This window comes from uncultured Clostridium sp. (genome assembly GCF_947036855.1).
Lineage (GTDB): Bacteria > Bacillota > Clostridia > Clostridiales > Clostridiaceae > Sarcina.
This window is the reverse complement of sequence record NZ_CAMQRY010000053.1, coordinates 1-16604: the sequence shown is the minus strand read 5'-3', so window position 1 is coordinate 16604 and position 16604 is coordinate 1. Positions and strand designations below refer to the sequence as shown.

At 28.0% G+C, this 16604-nt stretch carries 18 protein-coding genes and 1 pseudogene; 4 read left to right on the top strand and 15 right to left on the bottom strand.

Annotated features, from left to right (window positions below; genetic code table 11):
- Nucleotides 1-686, top strand: a 686-nt coding sequence (locus tag Q0V15_RS07190) for a hypothetical protein (RefSeq protein WP_297437452.1), incomplete at its 5' end; no start/stop codon positions are given.
- A gap of 49 nt (nucleotides 687-735) precedes the next feature.
- Here the strand turns inward: Q0V15_RS07190 and Q0V15_RS07185 are convergent.
- The 5 genes from Q0V15_RS07185 to Q0V15_RS07165 form a co-directional block, all read right to left on the bottom strand.
- Complete coding sequence (locus Q0V15_RS07185) at nucleotides 736-969, bottom strand: hypothetical protein (RefSeq protein WP_297437450.1); 234 nt, start codon at nucleotides 967-969, stop codon at nucleotides 736-738.
- 112 nt (nucleotides 970-1081) lie between these two features.
- A complete protein-coding gene (locus Q0V15_RS07180; RefSeq protein WP_297437447.1) occupies nucleotides 1082-2458 on the bottom strand; it encodes a polysaccharide deacetylase family protein in 1377 nt (458 codons plus the stop codon).
- Nucleotides 2459-2652: 194 nt separating this feature from the next.
- Nucleotides 2653-3021, bottom strand: a complete 369-nt coding sequence (locus Q0V15_RS07175; protein ID WP_297437445.1) for a hypothetical protein — start codon at nucleotides 3019-3021, stop codon at nucleotides 2653-2655.
- A 93-nt stretch (nucleotides 3022-3114) separates the two neighbouring features.
- Nucleotides 3115-5058 carry a KUP/HAK/KT family potassium transporter gene (locus Q0V15_RS07170; protein ID WP_297437443.1) on the bottom strand — a complete coding sequence of 648 codons (1944 nt, stop codon included), beginning with the start codon at nucleotides 5056-5058 and terminating at the stop codon, nucleotides 3115-3117.
- A 364-nt stretch (nucleotides 5059-5422) separates the two neighbouring features.
- Entirely contained in the window at nucleotides 5423-6403 is a 981-nt protein-coding gene (locus Q0V15_RS07165) for an aldo/keto reductase (RefSeq protein ID WP_297437442.1), read from the bottom strand.
- Between the two features lie 176 nt (nucleotides 6404-6579).
- Here Q0V15_RS07165 and Q0V15_RS07160 point away from each other — a divergent pair, with 176 nt between their 5' ends.
- Nucleotides 6580-6807 (top strand): hypothetical protein, encoded by a 228-nt coding sequence (locus Q0V15_RS07160; protein WP_297437440.1) that lies wholly within the window; start codon nucleotides 6580-6582, stop codon nucleotides 6805-6807.
- A gap of 41 nt (nucleotides 6808-6848) precedes the next feature.
- Here the strand turns inward: Q0V15_RS07160 and Q0V15_RS07155 are convergent, their stop codons facing one another.
- From Q0V15_RS07155 to Q0V15_RS07145, 3 genes are all read right to left on the bottom strand, one after another.
- Nucleotides 6849-7409 carry a hypothetical protein gene (locus Q0V15_RS07155; protein ID WP_297437438.1) on the bottom strand — a complete coding sequence of 187 codons (561 nt, stop codon included), beginning with the start codon at nucleotides 7407-7409 and terminating at the stop codon, nucleotides 6849-6851.
- A gap of 139 nt (nucleotides 7410-7548) precedes the next feature.
- On the bottom strand, nucleotides 7549-8313 hold the full coding sequence (locus Q0V15_RS07150; protein WP_297437436.1) for a class B sortase: 765 nt from the start codon (nucleotides 8311-8313) through the stop codon (nucleotides 7549-7551).
- Between the two features lie 83 nt (nucleotides 8314-8396).
- Nucleotides 8397-9338, bottom strand: coding sequence for a hypothetical protein (locus Q0V15_RS07145; RefSeq protein WP_297437434.1), 942 nt, complete (start codon nucleotides 9336-9338; stop codon nucleotides 8397-8399).
- 590 nt (nucleotides 9339-9928) lie between these two features.
- Between Q0V15_RS07145 and Q0V15_RS07140 the strand changes: the two genes are divergently transcribed.
- Nucleotides 9929-10090, top strand: coding sequence for a hypothetical protein (locus Q0V15_RS07140; RefSeq protein ID WP_297437432.1), 162 nt, complete (start codon nucleotides 9929-9931; stop codon nucleotides 10088-10090).
- Between the two features lie 38 nt (nucleotides 10091-10128).
- Here Q0V15_RS07140 and Q0V15_RS07135 read toward each other — a convergent pair whose 3' ends face one another.
- From Q0V15_RS07135 to Q0V15_RS07120, 4 genes are all read right to left on the bottom strand, one after another.
- Entirely contained in the window at nucleotides 10129-10365 is a 237-nt protein-coding gene (locus tag Q0V15_RS07135; protein WP_297437430.1) for a hypothetical protein, read from the bottom strand.
- An 80-nt stretch (nucleotides 10366-10445) separates the two neighbouring features.
- Entirely contained in the window at nucleotides 10446-10835 is a 390-nt protein-coding gene (gene mgsA, locus Q0V15_RS07130) for a methylglyoxal synthase (RefSeq protein WP_297437428.1), read from the bottom strand.
- Between the two features lie 103 nt (nucleotides 10836-10938).
- Nucleotides 10939-11838, bottom strand: coding sequence for an alpha/beta hydrolase fold domain-containing protein (locus tag Q0V15_RS07125; protein WP_297437426.1), 900 nt, complete (start codon nucleotides 11836-11838; stop codon nucleotides 10939-10941).
- 155 nt (nucleotides 11839-11993) lie between these two features.
- Nucleotides 11994-12737, bottom strand: a complete 744-nt coding sequence (locus Q0V15_RS07120; protein ID WP_297437424.1) for an FAD-binding oxidoreductase — start codon at nucleotides 12735-12737, stop codon at nucleotides 11994-11996.
- A 564-nt stretch (nucleotides 12738-13301) separates the two neighbouring features.
- Here Q0V15_RS07120 and Q0V15_RS07115 point away from each other — a divergent pair.
- Nucleotides 13302-13523, top strand: coding sequence for a helix-turn-helix domain-containing protein (locus Q0V15_RS07115; RefSeq protein WP_297437422.1), 222 nt, complete (start codon nucleotides 13302-13304; stop codon nucleotides 13521-13523).
- 65 nt (nucleotides 13524-13588) lie between these two features.
- On the opposite strand, the gene Q0V15_RS07110 is transcribed toward Q0V15_RS07115, so the two are convergent.
- The 3 genes and pseudogenes from Q0V15_RS07110 to Q0V15_RS07100 all read right to left on the bottom strand — a co-directional run.
- A complete protein-coding gene (locus tag Q0V15_RS07110; protein WP_297437420.1) occupies nucleotides 13589-14746 on the bottom strand; it encodes a YecA family protein in 1158 nt (385 codons plus the stop codon).
- 199 nt (nucleotides 14747-14945) lie between these two features.
- Nucleotides 14946-16187, bottom strand: a complete 1242-nt coding sequence (locus Q0V15_RS07105; protein WP_297437418.1) for a ComEC/Rec2 family competence protein — start codon at nucleotides 16185-16187, stop codon at nucleotides 14946-14948.
- A 153-nt stretch (nucleotides 16188-16340) separates the two neighbouring features.
- A pseudogene (locus Q0V15_RS07100) lies at nucleotides 16341-16604 on the bottom strand (hypothetical protein); the annotation flags it as partial.

Genomic DNA, 16604 nt, shown 5'->3' with positions numbered 1-16604 from the left:
ACGGTAGAAGTAACGATGAGAGAAAATCTTACGACAGAGATGACAAGAAATCTTATGGTAGAGATGATAAAAAATCTTACGGTAGAAGTAACGATGAGAGAAAATCTTACGACAGAGATGACAAGAAATCTTACGCTAGAAGTAACGATGAGAGAAAATCTTACGACAGAGATGACAAGAAATCTTTCGGTAGAGATGATAAAAAGTCTTACGGTAGAAGTAATGATGAGAGAAAATCTTACGATAGAGATGATAGAAAACCATTTAATAGAGATAATAAGAAACCTTATAGAAAACCATATGAAAAAGAAGTTACTAATACATTTGATAAAAATGATATCAACTCATATGACACAAAAAAAAGAGATGATATTAACCCTTATGCTAGTATTGAGAGAAGATCATCTAACAGAAATAATGATGATAGAAGATCTTTTGGTAGAGATGATAAACAATCATTCGGTAGAAATAATGATGATAGAAAATCATTTAGCAGAGATGATAAAAAACCTTTCAACAGAAGTAATGATGAAAGAAAATCTTACGATAGAGATAACAAGAAGTCTTTTGGTAGAGATGATAAAAAATCTTTCAATAAAGATGGTAAAAAACCATTTAACAAAGATAATAAAAAATCTTTCAGCAAATCTAAGCCTTTTAATAGAGCTAAGAAAAGCAGAGATTAATTTAAAATATAAAAAGAGCCTATCAATTGCGATAGGCTCTTTTGCTATATTATTTCATTGTTTTTTCTATTTTTATAGCTAATTCTTTTAAAGTATAAGTTTTATGAATCCCAAGAACTGAAATTGTAACAGTTCCATCAAGGTTTATTGGAAGTGAATGTTCATTCCACCCCATAATAATTGAACATATACCTGTAACTCTATTATTTTCTTCAATGTATGAAACTCTAATAACCTCTGTTTGCATCATTAAATCTATAATTTTTCTATGCTTTAATCCCATAACTAAAACCCCCGTTTATCTTTTGATTAAATTCTATACTAAATTATTTCAACTTTCAAAAAGGAAAATTTATTATACTATCTATAAATAAGCTTTTAAATTACACTTTTTTCTAATTTATTCCTGTATTTGATATAACTTTAAACTCATAGCCATGAGATTTATAATATTGTATTAATTCTGGCAGACATTCTGGAGTCTTAGATTTTATATCATGCATAAGTAAAACTATATGTGTCCATCCTTTTGTTTCTTTTATAGCATTTTGAACAAGTTGTGATGGGCTATAATTGTGACTTGTTGCATCTCCTGTTTCAGCAGTCCAATCTACTGAAGTCACTCCAGCCTCTTCAAATGCCTTGTTTAAAGCTGGTAAATGTTTATCATGATAATATACTCTAGACATATATCCACCTGGCATTCTTACAACTCTTGAATTGAAATTCTTTCCAAGAACCGTTCTCATAATATCATTAGTTTCATTAATCTCATGCATAAATACTGATGGATTAACACTGTTATGAGGATATAATATTTTATAATTATGGCTATATGAATGATTTCCTATTGCATTTCCATCCATAATTTCGTCTTTTATAAGATTTCTATCCGTAGATGATTTAAGGTTTGAACCAACAACAAAGAATGTAGCATGTACTCCATACTTCTTAAGCATAGCTAAAACTTTTGGTGTATTAGTAACACTTGGACCATCATCAAATGTAAGAAATATCTCTTTTTGCTTGCCTTTATATTTTCCAAGAGTCATTTGTCTTACTTCATTTGCAGGAACTGCATATTTCTCTGCTGAATAAATTATATTTCCATTAGGAACTATCTTATTATTAACTGGAAGATTTACTTGTACCTTACCACTTTCTATTGCCTGTTCTTTTTTTATAGCTTCTGCTTCTTTTTGTGCTGCTATTTTATCTGCTGCTGCCTTTTCATCTGCCTTATGTTTTTCAATAGAATCAGCTTTTGCCTGCGCTACTGCTTTTGCTTTAGCATCTGCTTGTGCTTTTATCTTTGCTGCTTCCGCTTGCTGAATTTTCAAATCAGCTTCTGCTTTTACTTTTGCTGCTTCCTCTGCTTTTTTATCTGAAGTAATTTTAGCATCTGCTAAAACTTTTGCCTGTGCTATTTTATCTGTATTAATATCTTTTTGATTTTGTGTTTTATCTACTATTTGATCTTTTGAATCCGTACTTATCTGTGCATCTGCTTTTATTATACTTGCAGTATCTTTTATAGCATCTGAACTTTCAGTTTTTTCTACTTTTATATCGGTATTTTCTTTTACTGTATCAGTCTTTATCGCTACACTTGCATCTTTTTTAGTAATTTGCGAAAACTCTTTATTTTCTACAATCATATTTTTTTGCACTTTTTTATTAACTATTTTACTATTTAAATAATACCCACCACCTGCAAGTCCTATTGCAAGTCCTATTGCTACTATAATACCTATTACTTTCCCTTTAGCCACCAAATATCATCTCCTTAGTTTATCTATTTCTATACATAAACTTTATCCTACTTTGTTATATCTCTTCAATTTCAAACAATTACATCTTTTTAAATTTTATTACTATTTAGCAACATATTTATGAAATTACTTCTCAATATTTTCCAACGAAAAAAGCAGAGCCTTTTGAGCTCTGCTTTATCATTTTAATTTAATTATTCCACTTCATTTATTACTTCTATATCAGAAGTTTTTTCATAATCAAATACATAATTTATTCTATTATAATCAACTAAATTTTCTGAACTTCCAATAGCAACTTCAGTTACAACCATACTAACTCTTGACTCTTCTGATACTATATCTAAACTCTCAATACAACCGTCAACTAAATCTTCATCTACCATTACAGTAATTTCTGACTTACTTATTCTTTTATATTTTTCAATTTCTTCTTTCACTCTATCTTTTGCATCTACACTATTTTTATATAATCCAAGTAAAACTGGTGTTTCTTGATTTAAATCATCTGTCTGACCATCATAATAATAATCTATCAGCTCAACTAAATATAATTTTTCCATATCTAATTCTCCTTTTTTCTTTTAAAATTCTTATTACTATTATACACCTATTACAAAAACAAAATACCCATCATAAAATGATGGGTACTTAAATTATTTTATTCTATTTAACTTGATTACTTTTCTTACTCCACCAACTATAATTGGCACTTTCTCAATCTCAACTACACTCGTATCAATACCATACCATTTTTGTGGTGATACAGTAATTTTTTTAATGAATAGTTTTGATGTAAGAATAAATCTATCCCATGATGAGAAGTTACTATCACTGCTTAGAATTTCTTCTATAATTACAAACTTAAAGTTTCCAACTGCAGCTCTATTTCCAGAAGTAATTACATAATCTTTAGGTTTATATTTAAGTTCTCCACTCTCCATAAGTTCTTGTATAACTTGTCCAAGAAGTGAATTTATACCTTGTGATACTCTAAACCCAAGTTTAAAATCTACACTAAATATCTTACCATCAGCTATTGTATTAACTCTATAATCCTGAGTATAAGGTTCATCTGTAACTTCTATATTAACAAACCAATAGCACTCTGCTCTTTTGGGTAATTTATTAAATATTGAATAAACTATCTTATTCTCAACTTCATTCCATCTTCTAGATTTAGTTAAATATACAAGATTTGTTGAATATAAAGGTAATTCTTTATCATTTTCTATTGATTCAAACTTTCCTTTATAATCTAAAAGATTAGCAAAGCTTCTATATCTTTTCTTGATTTTTGAACTATATGACCAAATATACATAAGGAATATTAGAACACCTGTTATTATAAGGGTAATATATCCTCCACTTAATATCTTAAAACTGTTTGCATATAAGAAAGTCGTTTCTATTGTTCCAAACACGACTAAAATAATAACTGCTAATATAGGTTTCTTTTTCTCATGTCTAATATATTGTGATAATAATATTGTAGTCATAAGCATTGTAATTGTTATAGCTAGTCCATAAGCATCTTCCATAGCATCTGATTTTTTGAAGAATAAAACTATGAATATACATCCTGCACATAAACTATAGTTTACAGCTGACATATATAATTGACCCTTCTCTCCATTTGGATAAACAATATGAAGTCTTGGGAATACATTCAGTTTTATAGCTTCTGAAACAAGTGTAAATGAACCAGATATTAAAGCTTGACTGGCTATAATTGTTGCAAATGTTGCTACAATAACCCCAATTATAATAAACCAATGTGGCATTATTAAAAAGAATGGGTTGTCTGTAATCTCTACGCCTGTATGCTTTAATAAATAAGCACCTTGCCCAAGGTAACTAAGTACTAAACAAGTTTTAACAAGTACCCAAGTATAATAAATATTTTTTCTTCCACAATGTCCAAGGTCTGAGTAAAGGGCTTCTGCTCCTGTTGTACAAAGGAATACAGCCCCTAGTATGTAAACTACGCCTTTTCCATGTATTAATAAATAAACTGCATAATACGGATTTATAGCTTTTAATATTTCAATATTTTTTGTAACTTCTAAAAGCCCTAAAATACCAATCATTAAAAACCAAACAAGCATAATAGGTCCAAAAACTTTACCTATTTTTTCAGTTCCAAATCTTTGAAGTAAAAATAATGCTACTATGATAACTATAACTATCATAATTATGACACTACCTTTTATTCTATATATAACATTTAATCCTTCAATAGCTGAGGTTACTGATACTGGTGGTGTTAAAATACCATCTGCAAGGAGTGCCCCCCCTCCAATTATAGCTGGAACTATAAGCCATTTAGCATGTTTTTTAACTAAGGTATACAATGCAAAAATTCCACCCTCACCATTGTTATCTGCTCTTAAAGTAAATAATATATATTTTATAGTTGTCTGTAACGTTAAAGTCCAAAATACTAATGATACCCCACCAAGAACTAAATTCGCTGATGAATAATTCCCATTTGTGAATAGTATCGCTTGCATTACATAAAGTGGAGATGTTCCTATATCTCCATATACAATTCCAAGTGCTACTAATAGGGACCCAATCGTAACTGCTTTCTTTTTCATATTATATTTTCCTTTATCCTTTGTTTACTACTTTTAATCAAGTGAATTCATTCTATTTTTTTTAAGTAAAATTGTCAAATAGATATAAATATATAAATCTAAATAATAAATTGAAAAAAACATCTATTTTTCAACTATAGACTAATAAATATATCAATCAGTTATTAAAAATCAGTTATTTTAAATAATTGTAAATCAGAGCACATATATAATTGTAAAATTTAACATATATATTAAGATATATTTCCTTATTTGAAAAATCCTGTATTACATAAAAATAAGAGATGATTTTATAATCACCCCTTATAATTTACATTCTTAAACTGTATTCTATTTTAATACACATTTATACTTTTCAATATTTTTACCATAAATCTTTTACACTATTTTTTATATCTCTATCATAAACTGCTTTTACAATATTCATTTCTTCTTCTGTAAAACTTGGAAGTTCACTAGCTTTTGTATTATCACTTATTTGGCTTGGTCTACTAGCTCCTGGTATAACTGTACTAACTTCATCATACATAAGGATATATTTAAGAGCACTCATAGCCAGTGAATCTGTTTTAAGCTTTTCTTTTATCTCATTTGCAGCTTTTATACCTGTTTCATAATCAACACCTGAGAAAGTTTCACCTTTATCAAAGAACTCACCATTTCTATTATAATTTCTATGATCGTCTTTTGAGAACTCTGTGTTCATAGTGTATTTCCCTGTAAGCATTCCACTTGCAAGAGGAACTCTAACTATAATCCCTACATTTTTCTCTTTAGCTAATTTAAAGAACTCTTCACTTGGTTTTAATCTAAACATATTAAATATAATCTCAACTGCTGATATATCATAATCTAAAGCCTTTATAGCCTCTTCTACCTTTTCAACACTCACACCATAGTTTTTTATCTTACCTTCTGCTTTTAACTCATCTAAAGCCTTAAATAGTACTTTATCATCATAAGCTTCTGTTGGTGGACAATGAAGTAATATTAAATCCAAACTTTCAACATTCATATTTTTAAGAGAAGCATCAACAAACGCTCTTATATTCTTCTCATTATATCCCTGTGCATTATGTGGATTTAATTTTCTTCCACACTTAGTTACAACAAACACCTTATCTTTTTTATCCTGTATAAACTCACCAATAGCTTTTTCACTAAGTCCACCTTGATATATATCAGCTGTATCAAAAAAGTTTATCCCTTTTTTATATGCAGCCTCTAAAGTTTGCATAGCATTCTCCTTATTAAACTCTGCTCCCCATTTTGAACCAAGCTGCCATGTCCCTAGTGAAACCTCACTTATATTAAATCCTGTCTTACCTAAAACTCTATATTTCATAAATCTTTCTCCTTTATAATTTCTAAATTATTCTAATTTAATAATATCAATCTTTAAAGAAAAATATAAGAAGTTACCTAGAGGTAACCATATAAATTTTAGTTTTAATTAACACATATTTCTTATGTTGAATACTATATAATATAAAAATATTTCTTAATGAAAGGAGATTTATTATGTCAGTTTTACTATCAAGAGTAATTGGTGAAATTATAGGACTTGGACTTGTATGTGGACCTCCAGTAGTCGGAAAGCTTGTTGCTGTTACCGCTCAATCAATAGTAATAGAATTAAATCCACCTGGATTTCCACCTATTACTCCAGCACCATCTGGACTTATAGCATATATTCCAATCGATAAAATCATTGGATTTAGTGTTATTACAGAACTTGCAGCCCCTTAACAAAAAAAAGATTATGATTGCTTCCTGCAATCATAATCTTTTTATTTCACTATACTTTGCCCTACTGAATATAGTTCTAAATTCTTTTCTGGCTCATTTTCAAATATTTGATTAAAAGCAAGAACTATATAATCAGTATTTTCTTCATCATATTTTTCTACAAAACTATTTTGTATATATGCTTTTTCTGAAACTATTTCACTAAGTTCTTTAGATATTTTCACTTCTCTTAGTCCAAGAACTATATCCTCTTCATCACATAATATAAATTCAACATCTATACCACTTCCGTCTTCAAAAGTTTTAGGCATAACACTTTCTAAATTATCCATTCTAAAATCAACTAGAACTTCACTATTATCTATAAATCCATCAACTAAAACAGAAAAAGCATATATACTTCCTATCTTATCCTTAAACATATTAAGTTCTAATAAATCAAAACTTAAACTGCTCTCATTAAAAACTATCACATCTTCTCTTTCTATATCTTCCATCTTTAAAATAAATGTTAGCTTATCTGAAAAACTACCACTAATCCCTTCTGGAACTGTTCCTATTAATTCTTCTGGTAATTCAAACCCTATTTTTATATCTGACATTTTAATTTCCTCCATTTAATATTAAGTATTTAAAAATACTTAATCATCTATTTGTACTCTTTAGTACTAAGTCTTATATATATTTTAACATAAAGATAGACTGTTAGAATTTCTAACAGTCTATACTATATTTTCTATATTAATTTACTTGCTCTGCAACAACTAATAAATGCTTTCCTGAACCATTTGATAAACATGTATTAAGTAGTAATAAGTTATTTCCTGTATATTTTATCCCCTTGTACATTGATTCACTCATTAATCTATTAACTTCTTTTGTTCTAGCAGCTTCATCAAGTCCACCAAGTGATAATCCAACATTTGGCTCACAATATAATGCTATTATAGGTTTAAACTTCTCTTTTTGTCCATTCTCACCATTATATAAATAAATATCTTTGCTATCAAAGAAATCTTTATTTGTAAAATTAGTAAGCTGTGAGAACATAATTCCATTAAGCATATTATGCCCATTAACTAATGATACATTACTAAAACCTGAGTTATTTTGTGATAAAAATACTGAACCATTCCAGTAAGAATCACCTTTCCAGTTATGTTTTAGATAATAGTCATCACCTTTTCCAAAGTTTATAGGGTAATTTATATTAGTCCCTGGAATTGCAATCCACCCTATTACACCATTATTGATATTATGCGCACTCTTATAATAAGATGCTATATCTCCAACAGTTTCTATTGGCTTTTTAAAACTATCTCCTGTAACAAGATTACTTAGCTCTGTTGTTGCACTTGTATTATTAGCAAAACTTAAATCCATTCCAATGTAAGTTTGATATGTAAACTTAAAGAATCCATATGTTGCTCCAAGTATTATAATGACCAGTACTATAAGGATAATCCCTAGCGTTTTTCTTTTCTTTCGTTCTTTATTTCTCTTCAATTTATACCTATCCTATTTAAAATCTTCAAATAGAAATTAAAAGATAGGATTCACCACCTTTCTTTATAATTTTTACCTAAAGACTAAAAACATAAGAAGCAAATTAATGCTATTAAAATTATAGCAAGTACAATATATGTTATAGGGTTAATTACTATTTGAATAAGCATAGGAACCTTATAATCCGCTTGTACATCTGCTTTTTTACTTTCAGTATTTGTTACTGTTTTCACTATTTTTTTTGTGTCTTCTTTTTTTGTAGTTTCACCAAAAGTTATAGGAATTTCTTTTCTTATAGATGCTACACCTCTACTTACCCCAATAATAACTTTTGAATCCCCTTCTTTATAATGCGATACATATGCTCTTAAATTCTCACTACCACCATTTAAAATATCATTAACTCCTAAAGTTTTAACATCAAAACCCATTGCTACATTTATGCTATCTTTAAAACTAACAACATTATAAATAAAAGGTGCTATTACTATATTACCTTCACTATCTTTTCCTTCAATATACTTCTCACCATATCCAGCTTTTGAAGTATCTATACTCGGAGTTATAATAGTTCCTTTAATCACTTGTCCCTCTTTATTATAAAGAGTTGGCGTTGCTATTCCTTTAACATCAACCTGACTATTTAGCTCATATATTCTATTTACCACACCAACCTTTAAAATTGGTGCTTTAGAATTACTAAGATTTGTAACAGTAAAACCACTACTATCTTCATCAATTTGCATTTTTCCATACTTTGTATCTATAACTGTTGATTTCATTTTAAGTAAAATACCATTTTCTGTTGCAAGTGGCTTATCAAAATCTGTTGCTTTTGCACTACTTATATCAGAAAGGTTATTAACCCCACTTTGAAAATCAACTAAACTTTTTTGTGTACTAGTATCTCCAACAGATACTACCTTACTTTTATTTACTGAGTTATTTGTATCAGCTTTTGCAACAACTGCACCTGAACTAACCAAAACTCCTGCCATTAACATTCCAATTAAAATCTTCTTCATTTGTTACTCCTAAATTATTATAATTTTATATAATCACAGTTATAAATTATATCATATATATTTTACAACTTATTTACGATTCCTATTTATCTTAAATTATTATTTATAATTAAATCTTAGTTTGTATATCATAAATAATTAATTCCTTTTTCTGTATTTTTATATTTTTCAAATAATAAAACACTCCTTTATTATTGCCCCTTTACCACTAAGCGTTGTATAATTAAATTACGTAAAGCTTAAATTTCCATAAAGTAGTTTGAATTTTAGACTAGCTTTAGGGAATAATAAAAAGTAGTACGAATTTTCTAAATTAAAGGAGCTTTTAATAGTTCTTAGAATTATAGACAAATAGATATAAAAGTACCTAAACATACTTTTAAATCGAGAAAGTGTGTAATACCCCTAGCCAAATGAATAACAAAATAAAGAAAGGGGAAAGCTACTTATATACGGATGGCTAGTTCGGATTTAAAGACTGTGGAGTTCTATATCAAATCAGAGTAGTATATACGAAATGAGGGACTGAGAAACAGTAATTTTCTTGATATAGACACTTTTGTCTATATTTTAAGTAGCAGATTATAATTATGAGATCAAAGAAAAAATTAACTCAAATAAAAGGTATCCAGTTAGAGCTTAAAAGATATTTAAAATTTGGAGCTATAACAAAAGATGATTTACTTATGAAAGAAGATGGATTAAACCCTATCCTTACAGCACTTGAAAAAGGTAGAGCTTTAACTAAGTAAAAGTAAAATGACTACACATTTTTTTGTGTAGTCATTTTTTATTTATTCTTTTTTTCTTGAACCATCTTATAAATTCTATTAATCTTTTTCACTTCTTTTTTATTTATATCATTCATCATTTTTGAAATTTGTTCTTTACCATTTTTTATATCTTCAACCCCTGATTTAAAATCACTAATTTGTAAATCAAGTTCACTTTTCTTCTCCATAATTTCTGATATTGTAAATTTAATATTCATCATATTTTCTTTATTAAATACCTTATTTAATTTCATACTTTCCACCAACTTTCATTTTTATAAATTAATTATAAACAAAAATAGCCCTTTGCAAAATACAAAAAGCTATTTATATATTATTTTATCTCATGATTTTCTTTTTCAAATTCTATTCCCTCTATAAGCATTTTAGCTGTAGCAGCATTTGTTGCTAGAGGAATTTCATAAACATCACAAAGTCTTAAAAGAGCATTTATATCTGGCTCATGTGGTTGTGATGTAAGTGGATCTCTAAAGAATATTATCATATCAACTTCACCCTCTGGTATCAAAGCACCAATCTGCTGATCGCCACCAAGTGGTCCACTTTTGTATCTTCTAACTTTTAAATTAGTAGCTTCCATTATTATTTGACCAGTTGTTCCTGTTGCTATAAGCTCAAGTTCTCCTAGTACATTTTTATATCTTTTTGCAAATTCAACTATACTGTCTTTCTTCTTATCATGTGCTATTAACGCAAGTTTCATAAAATCACTCCCATATTAATATTTCTTTCAAATCAAAAATTATATTTATTGTATGGTTAAATTTTATCATAACGTTAAAATTTTATCACCTTAAGTTTACATATTAATTATAAAGTAACTCTGTTGCTATTTTCTTTATAACTTCTTTTGAATCCTTTGATGGGAATAATGGGAATACATGTGGCATATTCTCATATTCGAAGTAATTTATATCAATATTTCCCTTCTCACAAACTCTTTTAAACTCTCTAGCATCACAATTTAAAATATCATCAGTTCCTGTAAATACAGACATTTTAGGAAGCCCCTCAAGATTACCAAACATAGGACTAACTCTATAATCTCTAATACTTACATCACCTGCCCAAAGTTTACCACACTTTTTAAGTTCATCAATCCCAAGAATATCATCCTTTGATTGAACTGATTTCATCTCTGTATTTTCCATACTTAAATCAAGCCAAGGTGATATCATAATAATTTGACTTGGCATATCTTTTCCTAATTCTTTTAAATATTCTGCAAATCCAAGAGCAAGTCCAGCTCCTGCTGAATCCCCCATAAATATCAAATCTTTCGAATCCATACATTTTGTTAATTCATCATAAAATGAAATTATTCTCTCAAAGCAAACTTCAAAATTATTAGTAGGTGTTAATGGATATATAGGTACTAAAATAGATGCACCTGATAATTTACCTATTTTATCAAGCATCTGCCAATGTTGTTTTGCCATATCTAAGACATATCCCCCACCATGAAAATATATAACCTTTTTCTTACTTCTAAAATGTCTAGGATTTAATATATAAACTGGCATATCAGCATTTATAACTTTATTTATAGAACCATTTAATCTCATTCCATTTGGTATCTTATAAGCATAATCACTCTTTTTTTCTACTTTTTTCAAATATTTATCTAACCTTTCCATATTATTGAAAGGCGCTATCATTCTAGCTATTTTAAGCATAGAATTCATCATAAAACTTCTATCTCCCATGTCGGTAAATCTCCTTACTTATCTTTAGTTAATCATTAATATTTATTATACATTATAAATAAGACAAATTATCTTTATTCCATAATCTTCACTTCATAATTTTACTAAAATAAAAAAGAACCAGATTTTAAAATCCAGTTCCCTTTTAGCTTGTCTTAAAAGAATTCAAAGTGTATTCTATCTTTTTCCACTCCAAGTTCCTGTAATGTAGTTTCAAGCATTTGTGTAAATCCTTTATTTCCACAAAAGTAAAACTCTGCATTTAAAGGTATATTACTTGCAAGCCACTCTTTTGTTACTCTTCCCTTAATATCAAAATCTTCACCTTCAACTTCATTTTCAAGTGGTCTTGTAAAGAATGTCGTTACTTTTGTATTATCAAATTTATCAAATTCTTTTATATCTTCTAAGAAACATTCAGCTTCTTTATTTCTAAGTGAATATATAAAATGTGTTTCTACATTTTCATCAATATCTTGAAGCATTGAGAAAACTGGTGTTACACCTATACCCCCACCTAGTAATACAACAGGATTGTCTACTTTTTCTTTATCTAAGAAAAATGCTCCTCTCGGTGCCATAACTTCTATAATATCTCCAACATTTATGTTTTCATTTAGGTAATTTGTCATTCTTCCATCTTCAACAAGTTTTATAGTTACTCTATAAAATTCTTTACTAGGCACTGATGATAAACTATACATTCTTATAACTTTTTTCATATTCTCATCATCTGTTTTAACTTTTATCCCTATAAATTGTCCTGACTTATGCTCTACAACCCTTGTACCATCAACTGGCTTTATATATAAAGAAAATATCTCTTCGCTTTCTTTCACCTTTTTATATACCTTAAAATCTTTAAACCCTTTCCAAGCTTCTACTTTATTTGCATTCATAATTTATGTCCTGCTACTTAAAATATAGACAAAAGTGTCTATATCAAGAAAATTACTGTTTCTCAGTCCCTCATTTCGTATATACTACTCTGATTTGATATAGAACTCCACAGTCTTTAAATCCGAACTAGCCATCCGTATATAAGTAGCTTTCCCCTTTCTTTATTTTGTTATTCATTTGGCTAGGGCTATTACACACTTTCTCGATTTAAAAGTATGTTTAGGTACTTTTATACCTATTTGTCTATAATTCTAAGAACTATTAAAAGCTCCTAAGCCCTTCTTATCTATTTTTAACTTTTATCTGTTTTTTATGTTATTAAAATTTATCCAAATTTATTTTTCCACGCTTTTCCATACCCCCACTAGGTATATTTATATTATACAACACAATTACAACTAAAAAAAGAAGGTACTTTTTGGTAATATACGCACCATAAAGTGTCCTTTATGATATTTACTTAACTCATAAAGTTTATTTTTTTATTATAAGATAGCAAATTATGTGTTATATTTGTAAGATAAGATTTCGTATTTTAATACATAACTCAAAGGAGAACTTAAATGAATAAAAGATTTAGAGAAACAAGAATGAAATTTGGATTATCACAAAAAGAATTTGCACAGATTTTAAACCTTAAAAAGGTTGATATCGAACTTATAGAAAAAGGTCAACAAAGAATTTCACAAGACACAATTACAATTTTAAGACATAAGTTAAAAGTTGATATTAGCTGGTTAATGGGAAGTATTCCAACAGTTGATAGCCAAAGAAACTTTAAATAAGAATATAAAAAAAGAGCTTTAAAATATTAAGCTCTTTTTTAATATATTTAAATATTACTTCTATTTTATAAGCAACACTTTTTATACTTCTTACCACTTCCACATAAACATGGATCATTTCTTTTAATTTTAACTTCTAAAGGTTTTTGAACTATATGACTACTAAGTTCATTTTTTGTGAATCCTTTAGCATCCCATCTTCTTGTTTCACAGTATGCTGCAACAGAATTTTTAACTATATGCTCAACATCTTTAACATTCTGTATTATATCAATATTAATATAATCACTTAATATATTTAATATACTTTCAACATCAAAATCATTATTTCTAAAGTAACTATTTAAAGCTAATAGGACTTCATCAATATTCTCATTAGCTTTAACAATTTCTTTTAAAGCCTTTAATAAACTTCTATATCCCTCTGTCATTTCAATAAAATTATCATCTGAATACTTTGAAATTAAGTTTTCATTTAAAATTTTATACTCTTTATCGCCTCTAGCGCTTAAAAGTTTTTCTAAATCACTAGCAGTTGCTAATAATATCTCATCTGCAATTATTCCATCTACTAATTGTAATTTTCCAACTTTATTACCATTTGCCTCAAAATACTTAACTAAAGCTTCAACAGTTATTTTTTTATCATTTTGACTATTAAAAACTTTTGTGAAAAATTCTGTTTCAAAAGCTCCATATACATTAGCAAAACTAGCTAAATATTTTATCATTAAAGTATCATCAACTTCTGTTTTAACTTTAGTTTGTACATTTTTCTTTTTAGCTATAACCTTTGAAGTTCCTACAAGACCTAAACTAGTAACTACTTCTTTAATCTCTGTGGCCATCACAAGTCTTAAAACTTCTCCATCTATATATGGTAAAGCAACTCCAAGTGAACATATTTTTATATACTTACTTGAATCAACATCTGTTATATCCATATTTCCATTTTCAACTAGAGTTTGTACAATATTTAATTCTTCTGTATTTAATTCTTTCACTTTATTTCCAAGTGAATTATCATTAAACATCATTTCACATATAGCATCTATAAGTTCTGCTTTTTTAAGTTTGCTATATCCTTTTAATCCATAGTTATTTATGTATACTTTTAAATCATCTTTCTTTAAGTCAGAAAACATTTCTTTTAAGTTATACTTTATTTCTTTTTTAATACTTATCTCATTGTTTAAAAGTTCTATATCTTTATTTATACTCATATTTTGTACTTCCTTTTTGCTTTTATCTTGTTGTTATTTTTCAAACTATATCATTATACATTATAACCTACTTTTGAAAACTTATAATTTTACTTCAACTAAAATATTATAACTTTTAAATTCAAAAATATCTAATTTTTATAAAATACAAACAAAAAAAGCTAGTTTATCGCTAGCTTTTTCCATAATTAAACTTTAATTAACATTTACTACAATCTTCTAATCCACCACTTTGTGCAGCTTCTATTGTAATTTCAACTGCATTATCAGGATTCATTCTTCCACAGTCATTAATATTATGATATTTACTTCCTGTTGCTGATTTCCAAACCATTTTCCCTACAGATTCACTTCCACTGTTTGAATTTCCTTCTTCAATTGGTGGTTTTTCAGGTTTGACTATATCTTCTTTAGGTTTTTCTGTATCTGCTTTATCTACTGTTCCTGGATTTACAGTTTCAAAACCATCATCTCCATGATTATAAGAACCTTCTTTTGAATCAGTCTTAACTCCATCACCAGTTGATTTTATTATAACCGTTCCATTTTCATCAGTTCTATAAACAGTTATATCATCAGCTTTAAGTTTATCCATTACTTCTTTATCTGGGTGATTGTATTTATTATCTTCACCAACTGTAATAACTGCAATTTCAGGATTTACTTTTTCTAAAAACTCATTAGTTGTACTTGTCTTTGAACCATGATGTCCAACTTTTAAAACATCAACATCAACATCAACAAGCTTACTTAAAACTTCAAGCTCTGCTCCCTTTTCTGCATCTCCTGTAAATAAGAATTTATCATTTCCATTAACATATAAAGTTATAAGAGATTCATCATTAGTGTTAGAACCTCCATTTGTATTATACATTTGCATATATGCACCATTACCAAGTTCAATTTTAGCCCCATCAAGTGGAACTCCATGTTCAACTTTTTTTCCAGCAATAGCAGTTATAAAATCTCTATATGTTTGACTATCTCCATCACCATTAGAAACAAAAACATGTCCTACTTCCATATCATTTAAAACTTCATCAAGTCCCCCTATATGGTCAGCATGATTATGAGTTGCTATCATATAATCAAGTTTCTTAATTCCTTCTTTCTTTAAATACTCAACAATCATTTCCTCATCATTATTATCACCACCATCAATAAGAACACTTTTCTCACCCTTAATAAGAATTGCATCACTATTTCCTGTATCAATAAAATGAACTGACGTTTCCTTTATACTAGCACTTTCTGTAGACTTATCTTCTTTTGCTTGCTCTTTATCTACCGTTTCTTTAGGTGCTACACTTTCCTCAACTTTTGGCTTATCTGTATCTGCTTTTTTCTTATTAGCATCTCCAGTTCCACACCCTACAAAACCTGTAACTACTGCTAAAACACTAGCTGTAATAATTAACTTTTTTAAAATTGAACTTTTCATCATTTATCCCCCATCTAATATACTTATCCCTAATTTTATCATATAGATTAATTAATCATTTTATTCTATTTATTATTTTAAATTTAATTAACATATCATAACTTTTTCTATACTTAATTAATAATTAAATAAAACCAGCTTAAAATAATTTACTTACATTTTATGCTCCATAACTAAATATTTTTCTCCAGCTACCATAAAATTATTATTTATAAGTTTAAATCCAGATTTTATATAACACTTTTTAGCTCTTTCATTAAATTCTTTAACCATTAAAATAACTTTCTTTCCTATATATATTTCATTAGATTTTAAAAGTCCAACTTCTATAACAGCTTTTCCTAGTCCTTGTCCACACTTTTCAGGGTTAAGACCTATTCCAAGCATGATTAAATCTTGTGCTATTGAAAGTCTAAT